Origin of the sequence: Pedobacter sp. KLB.chiD, from assembly GCF_047040275.1 — a bacterium.
GTDB lineage: Bacteria > Bacteroidota > Bacteroidia > Sphingobacteriales > Sphingobacteriaceae > Pedobacter.
Genome location: NZ_CP178207.1, coordinates 1,253,152 through 1,272,570 on the forward strand (window position 1 = coordinate 1,253,152; position 19,419 = coordinate 1,272,570).

General features: G+C 41.2%; 13 protein-coding genes. 10 read left to right on the forward strand and 3 right to left on the reverse strand.

What is annotated here, in order from left to right; all coding sequences use genetic code 11:
* The first annotated feature begins 7 nt into the window (after positions 1–7).
* The 5 genes from ACK1I8_RS05235 (at position 8) to ACK1I8_RS05255 (ending at position 6,966) form a co-directional block, all read left to right on the forward strand.
* Positions 8–1,237 (forward strand): ABC transporter permease, encoded by a 1,230-nt coding sequence (locus tag ACK1I8_RS05235; protein ID WP_412468286.1) that lies wholly within the window; start codon positions 8–10, stop codon positions 1,235–1,237.
* A 22-nt stretch (positions 1,238–1,259) separates the two neighbouring features.
* On the forward strand, positions 1,260–2,441 hold the full coding sequence (locus ACK1I8_RS05240) for an ABC transporter permease (RefSeq protein WP_412468287.1): 1,182 nt from the start codon (positions 1,260–1,262) through the stop codon (positions 2,439–2,441).
* A gap of 16 nt (positions 2,442–2,457) precedes the next feature.
* Positions 2,458–3,831 (forward strand): sigma-54-dependent transcriptional regulator, encoded by a 1,374-nt coding sequence (locus tag ACK1I8_RS05245; RefSeq protein ID WP_412468288.1) that lies wholly within the window; start codon positions 2,458–2,460, stop codon positions 3,829–3,831.
* Positions 3,815–5,080 (forward strand): sensor histidine kinase, encoded by a 1,266-nt coding sequence (locus ACK1I8_RS05250; protein WP_412468289.1) that lies wholly within the window; start codon positions 3,815–3,817, stop codon positions 5,078–5,080. Before ACK1I8_RS05245 ends, ACK1I8_RS05250 begins: the two co-directional genes overlap by 17 nt.
* Before the next feature lie 395 nt (positions 5,081–5,475).
* Positions 5,476–6,966 carry an alpha-amylase gene (locus tag ACK1I8_RS05255; RefSeq protein ID WP_412468290.1) on the forward strand — a complete coding sequence of 497 codons (1,491 nt, stop codon included), beginning with the start codon at positions 5,476–5,478 and terminating at the stop codon, positions 6,964–6,966.
* A 465-nt stretch (positions 6,967–7,431) separates the two neighbouring features.
* Here ACK1I8_RS05255 and ACK1I8_RS05260 read toward each other — a convergent pair whose 3' ends face one another.
* Positions 7,432–7,926, reverse strand: coding sequence for a nucleoside deaminase (locus ACK1I8_RS05260; RefSeq protein ID WP_412468291.1), 495 nt, complete (start codon positions 7,924–7,926; stop codon positions 7,432–7,434).
* Between the two features lie 271 nt (positions 7,927–8,197).
* Between ACK1I8_RS05260 and ACK1I8_RS05265 the strand changes: the two genes are divergently transcribed.
* Positions 8,198–8,620, forward strand: a complete 423-nt coding sequence (locus ACK1I8_RS05265; RefSeq protein WP_412468292.1) for a hypothetical protein — start codon at positions 8,198–8,200, stop codon at positions 8,618–8,620.
* A 434-nt stretch (positions 8,621–9,054) separates the two neighbouring features.
* Here the strand turns inward: ACK1I8_RS05265 and ACK1I8_RS05270 are convergent, their stop codons facing one another.
* Positions 9,055–9,300, reverse strand: a complete 246-nt coding sequence (locus ACK1I8_RS05270; protein ID WP_412468293.1) for a hypothetical protein — start codon at positions 9,298–9,300, stop codon at positions 9,055–9,057.
* Between the two features lie 174 nt (positions 9,301–9,474).
* Here ACK1I8_RS05270 and ACK1I8_RS05275 point away from each other — a divergent pair, with 174 nt between their 5' ends.
* Genes ACK1I8_RS05275 through ACK1I8_RS05290 form a run of 4 tightly spaced genes read left to right on the forward strand, consistent with a single transcriptional unit; the run spans position 9,475 to position 17,069 of the window.
* Entirely contained in the window at positions 9,475–10,860 is a 1,386-nt protein-coding gene (locus tag ACK1I8_RS05275) for an IPT/TIG domain-containing protein (RefSeq protein WP_412468294.1), read from the forward strand.
* 19 nt (positions 10,861–10,879) lie between these two features.
* The gene (locus ACK1I8_RS05280) at positions 10,880–13,960 is read left to right on the forward strand and encodes a SusC/RagA family TonB-linked outer membrane protein (protein WP_412468295.1); all 3,081 of its coding nucleotides are present in this window, start codon (positions 10,880–10,882) and stop codon (positions 13,958–13,960) included.
* Between the two features lie 3 nt (positions 13,961–13,963).
* Positions 13,964–16,051, forward strand: a complete 2,088-nt coding sequence (locus ACK1I8_RS05285) for a RagB/SusD family nutrient uptake outer membrane protein (RefSeq protein ID WP_412468296.1) — start codon at positions 13,964–13,966, stop codon at positions 16,049–16,051.
* A gap of 46 nt (positions 16,052–16,097) precedes the next feature.
* The gene (locus ACK1I8_RS05290) at positions 16,098–17,069 is read left to right on the forward strand and encodes a DUF4973 domain-containing protein (RefSeq protein WP_412468297.1); all 972 of its coding nucleotides are present in this window, start codon (positions 16,098–16,100) and stop codon (positions 17,067–17,069) included.
* 102 nt (positions 17,070–17,171) lie between these two features.
* Here ACK1I8_RS05290 and ACK1I8_RS05295 read toward each other — a convergent pair whose 3' ends face one another.
* On the reverse strand, positions 17,172–18,854 hold the full coding sequence (locus ACK1I8_RS05295) for a glycoside hydrolase family 43 protein (RefSeq protein ID WP_412468298.1): 1,683 nt from the start codon (positions 18,852–18,854) through the stop codon (positions 17,172–17,174).
* Between the last annotated feature and the right edge of the window lie 565 nt (positions 18,855–19,419).

The following is a 19,419-nucleotide window of genomic DNA, read 5'->3' on the forward strand; positions in this document are numbered from 1 at the left end:
TTCAGCTATGTTAAAAAATTACTTCAAAATAGCCGTAGCTGTTTTAAAAAGGCGGAAATTTTTCACCTTCATCAGCTTATTTGGCATCAGCCTTACGCTCACCATCTTAATGGTAGCCACTGCACTTGCAGATAAAATGTTTAATCCGGGATATCCTGATTACAACCAAAATCGTTCGCTTTATGTAGAACGTATAGAAATAAAAAACACCAGGGAAGGCTGGATGAATATGAGCAACCTGTCGTTTTATTTCTTCGAACATTATGTTTCCAGGTTGAAAACGGTTTATAAAATGGCCATTTCATCCGCGCAGAAATCATCAAATGCTTATTTGAACAATAAAAAGCTGGTAATAGGTTACAAGTACACCAATGCAGATTACTGGAATGTTTTATCATACAGGTTTTTAGAAGGCAAACCTTATGGTGAAAGGGAAATTAAAAACGCAGAACGTGTTGCCGTGATTTCTAAAAAAACAAAAGAGGCTTACTTCGGTGATAAAAAATCGGTAATCGGTTTATACATTTCTGCAGACAACATTAATTATCGTGTAATTGGAGTGGTTGATAATGTTTCAGGTGCTGCCCGCAATTTTGCCGGCGATATGTATCTGCCTTATACGCTTGCTAAAGATAGCAAAAATACAGAATTAATGGGTTCCTATAATGCGGTGCTTTTAGGCCGTACGGCAAATGATGTGCCCAGGATGAAAAAAGAATTTATGCAAATGGTTAATAAACTGCCAATCCCACCAGATTTTGATAAGATTTATTGTAATGCAGATGGATTTAAAACCAGCATTGCCCGTAGAATGGCAGGAGATTCGACCAATGACGGGATCACAAAAGTAATCACAATAGGCGGAATTTTTGTACTCCTGTTTTTATTGCTGCCAACCATGAATTTAGTCAATATCAATATTACCAGGATCATGGAGCGTTCATCTGAAATCGGCGTCCGTAAGGCTTTTGGTGCGTCATCAAAAACCCTGGTTTACCAGTTTATCATAGAAAACCTGATTCTGACTTTTATTGGTGGCGTGATAGGAGTCTTTTTATCCATGCTGGTTATTTACCTCATCAACGAATCAGATTACATCTCAAGCTTCGATCTCACGATGAATTTAACGGTATTGTTTTTTAGTCTGATTACCTGTTTTTTCTTTGGGTTAATATCAGGAGTTTACCCCGCATGGAGAATGTCGAAATTAAATATTGTTAAAGCATTAAAGGCTTAACGCCTCAAAATAAAATACGGTTATGTATAAACATCTGTTTAAATTAATATGGAATAAAAGGAGACAGAATATCCTTTTTCTGTCTGAGATTTTGATTTCTTTTCTTGTTGTATTTGCTGTTTTTTCTTATTTAACCTATTATTATAAGAATTATATCAAGCCACTTGGATTTGATTATGATAGGGTTTGGGCAGTTAGCTATAATAGTGATCAATTATCAAAAAATGCTGATTCCCTGAGCATCTTTTACGACAATCTGAACAAGGCATTAAAATCAATGCCTGAAATTGAAGCCATAAGTTTTTCCAGTTCGAATTATCCCTATTCATCCAGTTTTATGAGTACCGGATTAACACAAGGAGGAAAGAAATTTAATCAAATCAGCGATTTCAATGTCGGAAACGATTATCAAAAAGTTTGGAATATCAAACTCATTGACGGGAGATGGTTTTCTCCGGAAGACTTAATCAGCAAAAATAAAGGAATTATTATTAACGAAACCTTTAGCAAAGAGATGTTCGGAACCGCAAAGGCTGCAGGCAAGCTGATCGGCGATTTTGACGATAAGAGAAAATTTAAGATTATTGGTGTCGTTAACGATTTTAAGGCCAACGGCGATTTTGTTCCTGCCAACAATCTGATGTTTAGCCAGCTGGATACAACAAATTTGAAGTGGGCGAGTACACTTTTAATAAAGGTACGGGAAACTGCCGGTGCCAGTTTTGAAAGCAAGCTATATAAGTTTATGGCCACAACGATGCGCAGTGCAGTCGAAATTCAGCACGTTGATGAAATGCGCGATGCCAGAAACAAGGAAACTATTATCCCGATGTTATTGTTCATCATCGTTGCGGGTTTCCTGATTATTAATGTTGCCCTTGGTCTTTTCGGTGTGTTATGGTACAACATTAATAAGCGGAAAGGCGAAATTGGCCTGAGGCGGGCAATTGGTGCAAGTGGCGTTTCCGTGTCTACGCAAATGGTACTCGAATCGGTAATCTTAGCTACAATATCCGTCCTCATCGGCTGTTTCTTTGCTGTTCAGTTTCCTTTATTAAATGTTTTTGACGTTCCGGCAAGTGTTTATATCATCGCAATACTGCTAGCTATGCTTTTTATTTATGTTTTAGTATTTATATGCTCCTTATATCCGGGCAGGCAAGCTGCTGCAATTCATCCGGCCGTTGCTTTGCATGAAGACTAATTGATTAACTTCGTATATGATTTTAGTAGTTGATGATGACATTGCCGTTAGAACTTCCATTTCGCTTCTCTTAAAAGGGGCGGGTTACGAGGTGGTAGCTGTTGATAACGCTGTGCAGGCTTTTGAAGAGGTAAAAAACCAAAAGCCTGCACTTGTGATACTGGATTTAAATTTTTCTATCGATACCTCGGGGGAAGAGGGCATGAGTTTGCTGAAAAAAATCAGAACTGTTGATAGCGGTGTCCCGATTATTTTAGTTACCGGCTGGGCGAGTATAGAACTTGCTGTTCAAGGGATGAAACTCGGTGCAAACGATTTTATCAATAAACCCTGGAACAATCAATATCTACTGCAGTCGGTAGCAACTTTATTGGAAATAAACGGTAAAAAACCGCGTTCAGGCAGCAGAAAGGAACTGGATAAGAAATATAATTTTAAACAGATCATCGGTGAAGATCCGACCTTGATCAATATACTGGAAACCATTGGCCGCGTGGCTTCAACAAATGCATCAATATTGATTACCGGCGAAAGCGGAACGGGTAAAGAACTGATAGCAGAGGCCATTCATGCAAACAGTAACCGCTCTGGCAAACCTTTTGTCAAAGTAAATCTGGGCGGAATCTCTTCTTCGTTGTTCGAGAGCGAAATGTTTGGTCATGTTCGCGGAGCTTTTACTGACGCCCGTTTCGACAGGGCCGGCAGGTTTGAAATGGCGAATAAGGGAACCATTTTCTTGGATGAGATAGGCGATCTGGAAGCATCAGGTCAGGTGAAATTATTAAGGGTTTTACAAGACCGTACGTATGAAGTTTTAGGCAGTAGCCGTACTAAAACAGTAGATACCAGGGTGGTTTGTGCAACAAACAAAAACTTAAACGAAAGGGTAGCCTCTGGCTTGTTCAGGGAAGATTTATTGTACCGCATTAACCTGATCACTATTCATCTGCCCGCGTTAAGGGAAAGACCGTCTGATATTCCATTACTGGTTAACTTCTTTATCAATAATCTGAAAGAAATTTACGGCAGGGAAGCGTTATCAATTGCACCCGGTGCCTTACGTTGGTTACAGCAACTGCCTTTGCCCGGTAACATCCGCCAGCTTAAAAACCTGGTTGAGCGAACGGTTTTGATCAGCAGTACAAATGAATTAACGATTGATGATTTCCAATCACAGTTAAATTTATCACCATTAAAAAACGATAAGGTCAGATTGCCGGGGGTAGGTACCATGACTTTAGACCAGATGGAAGCGGAAATGGTTAAACAGGCCATGAATTTCCATAAAAACAGAATTACAAAAGCTGCGGCATCATTGGGAATTACCAGAAATGCCCTTTATCGCCGTTTGGAAAAATATCAAATTCCATTTCATGAAACTGAAGACTAAGTATATCCTGTTTATCGTTATTCTTCACCTGGTCTGCCTGGTGATGAGCTATTTTATTTTTGAAAAAAACAAGCTCATATTTATGCTGGCGGAGGCATTTATAATCATTTCTGTTGTTATATCAATTAGCCTCTATAAGCAGCTGATCAGCCCGCTTACTTATTTAAAACAAGGCATTGCAGCCATAAAAGACAGGGATTTTAATGTTAAATTTTTATTGACCGGAAAAAAAGAGGTAGATGAGCTGGTAGATGTTTATAACCGTATGATTGAGGAATTAAGAACCGAGCGAACAAAACAGGAGGAACAGCATTTTTTTCTCGAAAAGCTTATTCAGACTTCGCCAACGGGAATTATTATTCTTGACTATGATGGGCAGCTCAAGCAGATTAATCCAAAAGCGTTGGAAATTACAAAAGAGAATCCTGATTTGCTCGAAAATCAGATCCAGGGTATGAAAACCGGAACTTCAAAAATGCTTCGGACGGATGGACTGCATACCTACAAAATTCAAAAGTCGAGATTTATGGACAGAGGTTTTGAGCGGATTTTTATCATGATGGAGGAGGTAACGGCAGAAATTTTTTCGGCGGAGAAAAGCGTTTACAGTAAGGTGATCAGGATGATGGCACATGAGGTGAACAATACAGTTGGTCCCGTAAATTCAATCCTTAACACGGCGTTGGCTCAGGATAATTTATGGCTGAGAGAGGAAGAGCAACTATTGAAAAATGCCATGAAAATTGCTGTTGAACGTAATCAGAACCTAAATGTATTTATCCGGAATTTTGCCGATCTGGTGAAACTTCCGGCAGCGAACAGGAAGAAAACAGATTTGGCAGAACTTCTCAGATCGGTATCAGAATTAATGTATTTCGCTGCAAACGAAAGAGAAATCAGGTTTGAACTCGACTTACCAGCGTCATCATATTTTATTTCTGCCGATGTTGAACAAATGGAACAGGCCCTGATAAACATTCTTAAAAATTCAATTCAGGCAATAGAAAAAAGTGGTGTTATTCAGATAGAACTGAATGCTGCTAAACATCAGCTCAATATTTACGACAACGGAGAAGGTATTTCTGAAGAAAATGCATCACAAATTTTTAGTCCTTTCTTCAGCACAAAAAAAGATGGGCAGGGGATTGGTTTAACGCTGGTTAGAGAAATACTACTCAACCATGGTTTCGATTTTTCTTTGAAAACAACTAAACCATCTACCGTATTTACCATTCAACTTGCTGGATAATCGTTAGGCCTATCAAAAATAGTTACATTCCCCGAACAGCACTGTGAACAGGCCTATGTAAAATTTCGACTAATTGATACAGGTCTGCTAAAACCTGAATTACTTGTGCTGAACTTCCAGCGGCGAAACCTGACAAATTCAAGGTGGATTACGATTAAGGAGGCAGATTTTTTCTAGCCAACATCAACGGCCGGCTTTTCCAAATAGGAAAACTTCATCGGTCATAAAATATCAAATTATATTTATCCTATCTGTATGGTACGCTAATAATGTATTGATATCATTCATTTGTAGTTCAAAATCGCCCATTATAAAATAAATTCGGTATGGATTGATCAAATTCAAAACAATCATCCTGTTTAGCAGGTATATCCACTACTAAATTCATGAAAAAAATGAAAAATCATACAATGTTACAGTACTTCGAATGGTACTATCCTAATGATGGCAGCCTTTGGAAGAAGGTTCAGCAAGATGCTGTTAAACTAAAAGAAATGGGGATAGATGCCATTTGGCTGCCACCAGCGCACAAGGGCATGGATGGCAAAGATTCAACCGGTTACGATTCTTACGATTTATACGATCTTGGCGAATTTGATCAGAAAGGAAGTATTGCAACAAAATATGGTACCAAAGAAGAATATCTCCAGGCAATAAAAGCTGCGCAGGAGGCCGGTATAAATGTTTATGTAGATATTGTGCTGAACCATCTTGGCGGAGCAGAAGATCATGAACCGGTTATGGTACGCAAGGTAAACCCAGAGAACAGAAATGAATTTATTTCAGAACCTTTTGAGATAGATGCTTATACCAAATTTACCTATCCGGGCCGCGGCGGAAAATATTCTGAATTTAAATGGGATTTTCAATGCTTTACCGGTGTAGATTACGACGCCCGTACCCAGGAGTCGGCTGTGTATAGCATTCAGAACCAATATGGATCAGGATGGGAAAATGTACTTGATACTGAAAACGGAAATTATGATTACCTGATGCTCACCGATATTGATTTTCGGAATCCTGCTGTAAGAGAGGAACTTAAACGATGGGGGATATGGTTTTATCAAACCACTGGTTTTGATGGACTGCGTTTGGATGCCATCAAACATATGCCGGCTGATTTTTATAATGAATGGCTAGACTATCTTCGGGCTGAAACAGGCAAAGAACTGTTTACAGTGGGAGAATATTGGTCGCCATACGATCCGCAGGCGATGCTGGATTATATCGATGCTACGCAGGGCCGTATGTCGTTATTCGATGCCAGCCTTCAGGCTAATTTCTCCCGTGCCAGTAAAGAGGGCGAACAATATGACCTGAGTACCATATTGAATGGATCACTGGTTTCATCCAGACCGGAACTGGCTGTAACATTGGTTGAAAACCACGATACCCAACCACTCCAATCGCTGGAACAGACAGTAGAACCATGGTTCCGGGCACATGCTTATGCAATCATTTTACTTCGAGAAGCTGGTTACCCTTGCGTTTTTTATGCAGATGTATATGGATCGGCCTATACCGACAAAGGGGATGATGGAAAAGACCATGAGGTGACTATGGCCGCACTTCCTCAGCTGGAGGCATTGTTACAATTGAGGAAAACATTTGCCTATGGTTTTCAACGTGATTATTTTGATCATTCGAGTTGTATTGGCTGGACACGCTCGGGAGATGAGGAACACCAGGGGTCGGGCCTTGCGGTGATTTTATCAAACGGTGAAGCGGGAAATAAGCGTATGGAAATGGGCGTTGAGTTTGCCGGCAAAACTTTTAGCGATTATCTGGGACATTGCGACAGAGAAATTACGATAGACCAGGATGGATGGGCAGAGTTTTACTGCGAAGCAGGTTCTGTGTCAGTTTATACCCTGAAAGCAGATTAATAAATCTTCAGATCTGAAATTTCTCATTGATTTAAAATCTAATAATAAATTACAGCATGAAGTGTTTTACACCCCTCCTTATTGAGGAGGGGTGCCCGTAGGGCGGGGTGGTTAATTAGTTTTACATTTTGTGTTTATGAATCTTCAGATCTGAAATTTCTCATTGATTTAAAATCTAATAATAGATTACAGCATGAAGTTTTTTACTCCCCTCCTTATTGAGGAGGGGTGCCCGTAGGGCGGGGTGTTTAATTAGTTTTACATTCTGTGTTTATGAATCTTCAGATCTGAAATTCTTATTGATTTAAGATGTAGGAATAGGTTACAGCGTTTTACGCCCCTCCTTATTGAGGAGGGGTGCCCGTAGGTCGGGGTGTTTAATTAGTTTTATAGTCTGTTTTTATCACAACTAATCATCTTTAAACGTGTAATTTTTAACATCTTAATTTCCACATTGTGAAGTGATCATAAAGATCCATTTTTAACTTTCTCCTCCAGCATCTGGCCTCCCGCACGCCATTGCTCAAATGCTTTTATGGCTTCTCCTGGCATAATCCTTTCAAATGATACCGGTTGTTTCTCTATTGGTTCCTGTAAGGCGTCTAAAATGAACTGATCACCAAAGCCTGCCCATTCCGCATCTGTTCTGGTATTTCCATAGTATACCTGCTTAATATTGGACCAGTATATGGCACTTAAGCACATCGGGCAGGGCTCGGCGCTGGTATAGATCGTACAGCCTGAAAGGTCGGCTTTTCCGATTTTTTTTGCTGCCTGCCTGATTGCATTTATTTCTGCATGGGCCGTCGGGTCACAGTCCTGCGTAACTGAATTTGCCTCAGCACTCAGGATTTTACCGTCGCGGACAATTAATGCCCCAAACGGTCCTCCTTTCAACGATCGCAGGTTCTGCTCCGATAGTGCAATGGCTTTAGCCATAAACTTTTCATGTATTTCCATCCTTAAACAACAGTGATTTTAACTATTGGTTTTGGCTGTCATATTTGTCGTAACACATACCGATAACCTTCCTGCCTGCAAATGCTGTATAAAGCTTTAGATACGGCTGTCAAACGCTCTGACTGATCAGCAGAATTCTGTTCAGATTCCCGGTTAAAAGCATACATGCTGGTTGCTAACTGTTCATTTTATTCATTAAGATACTTCAGCAATCCATGCCAAACTTTGTTCCGTTGATACACCTTTCAAACCAAACTTCAAGCTTATCATAATGAAACAAGTACTCTCTTTAATTTTTTTAATCTTATGCTGTTCATCGTTATACGCCCAGATTCCGCCTGCCGGAACAGGATGCTACTTTAACGGAAGGCTCTATTATCATAATGTCCAGGCCACTCCAACCTTCGGTTTAAATTACCGCTACCAATATGATTCCAATTATTATTACGAGTTGACTTGTACGGATAATCAGTATGCAATTCTTGGAGGCGCGCTGACCACAGGCTTTTTTAATACACCGGTAAACTGTGGCACCAGCAGCAGTTATTTTGCCAATACCGGAGTGATGTATTATTACAATGTGGTAAACTGTGGGCTTGATTATCTTATACCATTTTTATTGCTCCCGCTTTCGGTAGCTGGAGCGGTTTTTATTAAAAGAAGTGTCAGCGTAACGGTTCCTGTGGGGAGCTAGGCTTCCTCTAACCTTCGGTGCGGCTAAATTTTATAGCTCAACAACAATGACGTCCATGTTTTTTTCTTTACAAAAAAGTTATAAGGTAATTGCCAAAGTTGAGACAAATCGACAAAATATTGAACAGATAATAAAATCAGTAATCCTTTACTTTGATTTCAATTAACCAAATAACAAACCTTACTGCAATTCTTCAATAGGCAACACATGCTTTTTGCAGTTTCAACATGTATTATGAGAAAACAGATATTTATTTCAGACAGCTGATCATCAATACCTTAATATATTACTAACCAGGGAAAGGAAAATTAAATTGATATGATGCTCAACACTTACCTATTTATTCTAAACACGTTTATTGTTCTGTAAAACGAAAACCTCATCGGCTAACCACCAATGACGTCGGTTTATGGCCTAAACAAATCATGCTAAAATTATTTCCAGGCGCAAGTCAATGTTAATTTTTTGATCATTATCAAGTGGTAATTCTCATGTGGTAACGCAAAGAGTTTGTTTTGTAAAAACGTTTTAGTGCTTTTTGAGATTCCTGCTGCAGTATAGTCATCATACTGTAGCAAGATGCAATCATTATCAGGCAAGATCAGCAGGTTCAATTTATACCTGCCATCGGCACCGTATGGATGGCTGACAGGGATTTCTTTGTCCCAAATTTCAGCCATGCAGTTTTAGGCTGCTTCCTGACCGGCTCTCAGTAATATTAAACAATAGTTTCCTGAAATCTCCCTGGTAAAGGAGATAGCTAGCATCCCTCAATCTATGGAACCCATGTACCAAAAGTGGTTAACAATTTAATTATGCAAGCCGGTTTAATCCGGAAAAAGCGATAGGTATATATGAAAACAAAAAAAAATGTAAAAACCATGCACTGGCAGATCCAATGGATATTGCTCGGGCTGATTGCACTTTCGTTAACGCGGTGTAAACAAGAAAAACTGCAGCAGGAGGATGTTTATGATCCGTCAAAGGAAGTGCTGATTAATGATTTTTACCCAAAACAAGGTGGAGTAGGGAATAACCTGGTTATTTATGGCTATAATTTCGGAAATGATATCTCAAAAATAAAGGTTACCATTGGCGGAAAAGTGGCTAAAGTGATCGGGGTAAATAACAATAGTATTTATTGTGTTATTCCCGAAGAGGCTTACGATGGCGATATCAAAATCACCATCCTTGATGGAAACAACCAGCAGCTCGCCCAGGCCATATCAAAAGAAGCCTTTTCCTATACCCGTAAATTGCTGGTTTCTACATTTTTAGGTAAGTACTATCAGGTGGCTTCAAATTTTGAGGAAAAAGAAGGCCCATTTAATGATTGTGGGGCGTTTAAAGGCATTACCTGGCTTACCCTTGACCCGAAAAATCCAAATCGCCTGTACTTTTCAGCCGATGTGAACAGTTGCCGTCTCGTCGATTTCGAAAAGAAATATGTGAGTTATTTCAGGACAGATCTTGACAGGGTATCCATCATTAATTGGAGGATTGATGGCAATCAGGACATGATTGTTTCGCACAATCACTCCAGTGATACCAAATATGGTAATTATATTTTTAGCCGCGAATCCAGCTTTCTGCAAAAGAAGGCTATCGAAGTTTACGCCCGCGGGGTAAATGGTACTATGATACATCCTCAAAATGGCGAACTCTATTATTCAAGGTTCAGGGCAGGGGATATCCGCAGGTACGATTTTAATACCAAAGAGGATAAACTGGTCTTCTCCAATCCTTACAGCGCTGTAGCCGTTTACATGGTAATGCACCCTTCGGGAGATTATGCCTATCTGGTTGAATACGATAAGCATTTTATTATGCGTACCGATTATGACCGCACCACCAGGACTTTTAAAACCCCTTATACCATTTGCGGTGCTGCAGGTACTGCCGGATATGCCGATGGAATTGGCACCAATGCCCGGTTAAATAACCCGGTACAGGGTGTATTTGTAAAAAATCCAGATTATGAAGCTACCGGGGGAGATCAATACGATTTCTATTTCTGCGACAAAGCCAATCATGCCGTCCGCACTTTAACGCCACAGGGGAGGGTAAGCACCTTTGCCGGGCGCGGTAACAACGGCACAAGCGGTTACGCGGATGGTGATTTACGTACAGAGGCCCGTTTCAATAATCCACAGGCTATTACCTATGATGAAAACAGGAAATGCTTTTATATCGGCGATACAGGCAACTGGCTGATCCGCAAAATTGCTAAAGAAGAATAACTGATAAATACACAATATAATGATGAGATTTATTTTATTGACCTACCTTTTGGTGCTTGGGATTTCCTTTAATATCCTTGCCCAGGAGTTGATCGTTAAAGGTACCGTAACCGATGAGAAAAAGCTGCCGATTCCGGGGGTGAGCATCTCGGTAAGTAACCTGCCCGGATTAGGGGCCATTACCGATGGAGATGGAAGATACACCATTAAAATGCCTGCCTATCAAACCCTTGTGTTTTCTTACGTGGGTTACGAAAAGAAAGAAGTTCTGGTGAAAGAGCAACGCCTGGTAGATGTTACCTTAAAAGAATCGGATGCCAGTGTACTTAACGAAGTGGTGGTAACGGCTACCGGTGCCGAAAAAAAGATTGCCATTACAGGTGCCATTACCACCGTAAATGTTGATCAGCTCAAGTCCAATCCGTCCACATCAATGGCCGATGCCCTGGCCGGCGTGGTACCGGGTATACAAGCCATGCAAACTTCGGGGAGGCCAGGCAGTATTTCCGAATTTTGGGTGCGCAGTATTTCTACTTTTGGAGCCAGTAATGCTGCTTTGGTATTGATTGATGGTTTCGAGCGTGATATGAACGAAATCAATGTAGAGGATGTAGAATCCTTTTCGGTATTAAAAGATGCTTCCGCAACTGCTATGTATGGCAGCAGAGGTGCCAACGGGGTAATCCTGATCAAAACCAAAAGGGGGAAGGAAGGTAAGGTGAATATTAATGCCAAAGTGGAAGGTTTTTATAACACACTCACTAAACTTCCACAGTTTGTAGATGGCTATACTTATGCCTCAATGGCCAATGAAGCCAAGATTGTACGTAATCAGGAACCGCTTTTCTCGCGTTCGGAACTCGAAATACTACGTTTAGGGCTTGATCCGGACCTGTTTCCGAACGTAGATTGGATGGATGTAGTTCTTCGTGATGCGGCCAGGAGCCAACGAAGTATGCTTAACCTGAGCGGGGGCGGAAAAACGGCCCGCTATTATTTATCGGGCAGTTACCAGAACCAGCAGGGGATGTACAAGGTAGATGATGCTTTAAAAGATTATAATACCAACGCCAGTTTCAATAAATATACCTACCGTTTAAGCGTAGACATGGACATCACCAAATCTACCCTGTTAACCGTTGGAGTATCTGGCTCACTGCGTAAACAGAACGACCCTGGAGTGGGCAGTGATGCCATCTGGACAGCGCTTATGGGTTATAATGCCATCACTTCACCGCTTCGGTACTCAGACGGAAAAATCCCTGCCAGTGATGACGGCGACAATAATCCGGATAATGATATGGATCGTTTCAACCCTTGGGTACAAGGTACCATGACAGGCTACAACGAAAGCTGGAGCAACAATATCCAAACCACACTAAACCTGAACCAGGGACTCGATTTTATTACCAGAGGACTCCGTTTTGTGGGCCGTTTCGGGTATGATACCTACAACAACAATTACATTAAACGTTATAAATTTCCTGAATTATGGAGTGCCAACCGTTACCGGAATACTGCAGGCGAACTGGTATTCAAGCGGATTAAAGAAGAACAGAAAATGACGCAGACCGCTGGTTCTGATGGTAACAAAAATGAATTTTTTGAATGGGAAACCCATTATAACCGAAGCATTGCCTCGCATAATTTTGGTGCTGTAATCAAATACACGCAGGCCTCCAGGGTATTTACCCAGAATATTGGTACCGATCTCAAAAACGGAATTGCCCGCCGCAACCAGGGAGTTGCAGGTCGTGTGAATTACAACTGGAATTCACGCTACTATGTAGACTTTAACTTCGGCTACACCGGTTCTGAGAATTTTCATAAAGATTACCGGTTTGGTTTTTTTCCTGCCATTTCGGGTGCATGGAATGTAGGCGAGGAACCCTTGGTAAAGAAATTGGGCTGGGTAGATATGTTTAAAATCCGTTATTCATATGGAAAAACCGGGAATGATAATTTAGGTAATATCAGGTTTCCTTATCTCTACAGTTTGGAACAAATGTCGGCAGGTGGTTACAATTTTGGGGATTTCGATTCTTCGAATCCCTGGACGGGGATCCGTTATTCTTCTGTAGCGTCCCCAAATGTAACCTGGGAAGTAGCTACCAAACAGGATTTAGGGATAGATTATGCTTTATTTCATGATAAAATCAGCGGGACGGTGGATTATTTCAGGGAAAGACGTGACGGCATTTATATGAGCCGGAATTTCCTGCCGGGGTTTGTAGGCCTGGAGAACAATCCATCAGCCAATGTTGGTGAGGTAAAAGCCCATGGATTTGATGGCAGTTTTACTTTTAAACAGAAGATCAATAATGTCGATTTGACCCTGAGGGGCAATGCCACCTATAGCAAAAATGAAATTATTGAACGGGATGAAGAAAACACGATTTACAGCTATAAACTTCAGGAAGGACATCGTGTAGACCAGGCGCGGGGACTGATCGATTTAGGCCTGTTCACTGATTATGATGATATCCGTAACAGTCCGCGGCAAAGCTTTGGCGAGGTGATGCCGGGCGATATCAAGTACAAAGATGTTAACGGGGATGGTATAATTGATGATAACGATATTGTGGCCATCGGTGCAACCACCCGCCCTAATTTTACCTATGGTTTTGGTATTTCAACAAGCTGGAAAGGACTGGATATCAATGTGCATTTTCAAGGAGTAGGAAAGTCTACTTATTTTATCAATGGCTCTTCGGTGTATATGTTCAGCTTAGGCCAGAACTGGGGCAATATCTTAAGTGATATTGCCGATAGTAACCGTTGGATGTTAGGGGTTAACGAAGATCCCAATGCCGATTATCCGCGTTTAACGTATGGTCCGAATGCCAATAATTACAGGGCATCAACATTCTGGCTAAGGGATGGTTCCTACCTGCGTTTAAAAACATTAGATATTGGTTATTCATTACCCAAAACGCTGGTCAACAGGGCACATTTAAACAATGTCCGGTTCTTTTTGATCGGTACCAACCTGCTCACTTTCAGTAAGTTTAAACTCTGGGATCCGGAGTTAGGAAGTTCAACCGGGAAAGTATATCCATTGAGCAAAACATTATCATTAGGTGTATCAGTTAATTTATAAGCAATGAAGAATTTGAAAAAAACGGTGATGGCATTAAGCCTACTGATCGCTGTTACCATCATTAACGGATGTAAAAAATTTCTCGATTCCGATTATCTTTTTGATGAAAGGCTAACCACAGAAGAGGTTTTTACCAACCCCGATTACGCAAACCGGTGGCTTGCACAGGCATACTCCTTTTTAGGCAGCAACTACATGCAGGATGTAAGCAGCAAAAAAGCCGTTCCTTTTAATTTTGCAGATGATATGTATTATGGTGACGAAAGTGACGGATACAAAAGATGGAAAAACGGACAGTATACCGAAAACGGGCTGAACGGTGAAAGCAAGGAAATATGGAATACCGCTTATAAAGGAATCAGGCAGGCTTCTATTTTTATCAATAACATTGATATCAACACCAAATTTACAGCAAAAGAAATTGCGGATCTAAAAGGGCAGGCCCGCTTTTTAAGGGCTTATTTTTATTGGATATTGCTGCGTACCTATGGCCCTGTACCCATTATAGCCAGCGAAGGCATCGATTATACCAAAGAGTATGATGATATTGCCCAACCACGAAATTCTTACGAAGAATGTGCGGTTTACCTGGCTAACGAGCTGGCCGAGGCCGCCAAAGGGCTGTCGGTTCAACAGGGTATACAACAGATTGCCAGGCCTACCCGTGGTGCCGCTTTGGCACTGCGGGCCAGAATATTGTTGTACGCAGCAAGTCCGCTTGCTAACGGAAAAGCGCCTGCAGAAGTAGCGGCGGCAATGGTGACCAAAGATGGGAAGCCCTTACTTTCGCGCAGTTACGATGAATCAAAATGGGCAAGGGCAGCTGCCGCGGCAAAAGATGTGATGGATTTAGGGCAGTACCGCTTATATGTGGCCTATAAAAAGGCAACGGGTGATGCCGCTTACCCGGCAACGGTAACCCCACCGTTCGATAGTAATTTCTCTAACAGTGCCTGGCCTTCCGGCTGGAGCGATATTGACCCTTTCGAATCTTACCGCGCATTGTTCAACGGAACGGTTCCGGCTTACCAAAATCCGGAACTGATTTTTACCCATGGTCAAAACCAGGGCGGGGAAGGGATTAATGTACTCGTATTGCACCAGTTACCGCGCCTGGAGGGGAAAGGTTATAACTCGCACGGCATGACGCAAAAACAGGTAGATGCCTATTATATGAACAATGGTAGTGATATACCGGGTATGAATAGCATGTATGCCGGCAGGCCGGGTTACGAGGGGCGTTACAATTCGGCACCGAGGGTATCGGGTTATGTAAAACAGGAAGAACTGGCCAGTTACCCGGAATTAGGTCCGCTGGGCGTGGGTGTAAACAAACAGTTTGCCCGTCGTGAACCCCGGTTTTATGCTTCGGTTTCGTACAACGGCTCTACCTGGAATTTATTGAATGCCGAGAGCGTAAAAGACGAAAAGAGTAATATGCAGATATTTTATTACAGGGGCGATCCTAACGGCTACAAAAATACTTCTTACTGGCCCCGTACAGGCGTTGGCATCAAAAAATATATACACCCGGACGATATCAGTAATGTAGCTGTTACTGCTTACGATCAGAGCAGGATGAAGCAAAAAGTTGATCCTGCCATCCGTTATGCAGAAGTATTGCTGATTTATGCAGAAGCCTTAAATGAGCTGAATGGTTCTTACAATATCCCGTCATGGGATGGTAGCCGGACACATGCCCTGTCGCGCAACATTTTAGAAATGAAAAAAGGGATACAGCCCATCCGTATCCGGGCAGGGTTGGCTGACTATACCAGCCAGGTATATGCTGATCCGAACCAGTTCCGCATAAAATTAAAAAGAGAACGGCAGATCGAATTTTTTGCAGAAGGGCAACGTTATTTCGATTTGCGCCGCTGGACGGACGCTCCTTCGGAAGAATCTGCACCGGTTTATGGATACAATGCTTATGCCACCAAAGCACAGGCAGACCTTTTTCATACGGTTGTAGAAACGCCATCTCTGCCTTCCATCTTTACGCTTAAAATGTGGTTCTGGCCTATTCACTATGATGAATTAAAACGGAATAAATACCTTACGCAAAACCCTGGCTGGACAAATCCTGAATAACCGATTAGCATTTACAACAATGAAACGTATATATCAATTAATTTTCATGGTAACAACAGTAATATGCTGTTTATCATGCAGTGATGAGTGGAAAGAAGAGCAATTCGTCCAGATGGCATCATTTAAATCAAACCCAACTGCCCAGGGCGTAACCTGGTGTTACATCCGTTATAATGCTCAGGGGAGATTAAGATTTAACTTACCGGTTATTATCAGCGGCTCTACCGCAAATGTTAAAGACCGTACAATCCACATCGGTTTGGATCCTGATACCCTGGCCAAACTGAACCAGGAACAATATGGCCACCGGCAGGAACTGTATTTTAAGCAACTGGATAAAAATTATTATACTATGCCACAAAGCATAATGGCACCTGCAGGGGTAAGTACGGTAACCATACCGATTGATTTTACTTTGGGCAACCTCGATCAGGCGGATAAATGGGTTTTGCCGTTGCAGATTTTAAGCGATCCTTCTTATGATTACCAGGCGAACCCAAATAAATATTACAGAAGAACAATGCTCCGCATTACCCCATTTAATGATTACTCCGGCGAATACGGCGGTACCTTGTACAAAATATTTTTGGAGGGAGATACTGAACCTTTAACCTTGAATACCCACAGGACGTTTGTGGTAGATGATAAAACTGTTTTTCTCTACGCAGGGATCAGGGATATAGATTACCTCGACCGCAAAAACTACAAGGTCTTTATCAAATTTACTGATGAAAAAATAGATCTTCAAAAGAAAAAACTGGAAATCTGGAGCGACAACACGGTGAATAATAAATTCAAGGTAGGGGCAACACAATCTTATTACACCAGGGATGAGGCCATGGATCCGAAACTTCCTTATTTAAAGCATGTTTACACTACCCTTTACCTGTCGTACGAGTTTGAAGATTACACTACCGTACCTGGACAACGACTGAAATATAAAGTAGAGGGAACTTTGTCCATGCAGCGTGACCTGAATACGCTGATACCGGATGAAGATCAGCAGATTCAGTGGTAAACTACCTTAATTAGGTACATCTGGTGGTCGGTGTGGCACCGACCACTATAAAAAAATATATCTACTGGTTGTTTGGTGGACACCAACCAATAGAAAGCATAACTAATTATTGATTAGCTTAAAGCTACTAAAAGTCCCTGTCTGAGAAGGGTCTCCCTTCACCACAATGCCAGCCCGGTAGCCCATTCCCCAGGGTACATATTTGCCAGCTAAAAAATCCGTACGATAAAAACTAAGCCACGCTGTTGCCGGTTTTTTATAGAAAAACTCGATCTGTTTGCCATCATTACTGATCTGCATTTTCAACTGAACCGCTCTGGTTAAACTTTCTGTCGATGCTTTAAGAACGTTGTAAGTACCTTCAAAATTATCAAAAACAACAAATCCATCTTTCGAGGCTGTAATGCCTATGCCGCCAAGTTCGCCAGGCCATTTACTTTTAAATATGGCTCCCCCAAGGCAAATGCCGGTTTTTGCTTCCCCGGGATTTACCTCTGCACTGATGCTGAAATCTACCGTTTTAATGTACTGACCTAAAAAGGTGCCAAGTGCGTGGTTTTCATCAGATGCCGACAATTTCAGGCCTTTATCTAAAAACATCAATGGTCTTTGCGATTTGGAAGGCCACTGCCAGGCGAGATCAAGTGTTTGATCCTTTTCAAAATTATCGGTAAAATCAAGATCAGCTTTTGGACGGTTGGGGAGGGTGGCATTATGCAATACGGGCCATCCATCAGCCCCTACAATCAATTCCTCAATAATGCCTTCCCGGCCAACAAAAACATCATAGTTTTTGTTAAAAGCGTGGTAAAGCATAAATAGCCTGTCATCGGCAGTTTTTACTACTGTGCCATGGCCGGGGCAGTTCCAACGATCATTGCTTACCATAATCGGGTTTTTGCCGTATTTCTCCCATATGCCGCTGTTTAAATCTTTTGTTCTGGCAATGCCGGTTTTATAATTGCATTTTGCATCACAACAACCTCCAACCGAATACAGGCTATATACATATTCTCCCAAAGTAAAAAAACAGGCCCCTTCCACAAGTCCTGTTTCCCATGGCTGGCTATTGGTAAATACTTTGCTTTTTTGCCCCAGCAATTTGGTACGGCTCCCGTTAATTTCCTGTTTCCAGATCCAGCTTTCTTTGCCGCAACCATTACCATCGTTTTTCCAGAAAGCATAAATTTTGCCGTTTTGCTGTAATTCAAATGCATCTATGGCACCGCATTCATCTTCAATAATCACAGGGCCATTGTCGGTAAATTTACCCGTTTCAATTTTATCTGCATCAATCCATGCCGTTCCGCACTGTAAACCCGGGTTACCTTTTGTTTCCCTGTTATGTGCTGTATAATAGGCATAAATCCGGTTCTGTTTTTGATCATAAACCAGTTCCGAAGCCCAGAAGTTATTCTCACCCCACTGATTTTTCATATCCTTAAATCCATCCGGGAAAACGTGATTAATCAGTTTCCAGTTCTTAAGATCGGTTGATTTATAAATGGTGAAATACGGAGCCCACTCGTTGGTGGTAGAAGTAGCATAATATGTTCTTCCGATCCTGATGATAGAAGGATCCGGATTATCGCCGGGTAAGGCAGGATTTACCAATACGTGTTGTTGAAGTTCGGTATCCGGACTAACCGATTGCGTTTTTTTTAATCCGCAGGAAAAGAGGCAAAAGCTGATCAGCAAAACAGCCAGACAGGTGCCAAATGGTTGAACCATAAAAGTATAAGGCTCTTTTGAAACTGGATTTTCTTGATTTGGTATGTGCTCCATACCATTTGGATATGGATTAAAGAAGGTAGATAATCGAAAATTGAGCATGTATATAAGGGTATAAATTGTCTTGTTGCTTATTTGGTTATTTGTCCGAAAATAAACAATTATATGATGACAGAAAGGTTGCTGTAATGGAATGAATATGGTTAAATGCATCATTTCTTATTGGTGAAAGCCACATTATTTATCCTTTTTTAATTTCTTTTTAAGAAGATTTTTTTATTGTAACAAATTGATTTTTAGGTTGTTGATTTTATTTGTTAGCATTTTATTATATTTTGTGTAAGCCGTTTTTAAACCGGATACTTTGCTCCATTTCTGTTTTTTTAACAGGCAAAATGAGACGAATCAACAATAAATTGAACATATTTTACAAAGTTCATTGGCTTACTTTGGCAATAGAACCAATTATAAACCTATCCAATGCATCAACTGTAAATATTTATGGCCATTATCAAGGATAATTATGACGTCGGCTCACCTGGCTGGCTTCATTTAGAATAGGCATCAGATCTGCCCTCAAAGCTAACTACTATAAACACATCAATAAATACAATAATTC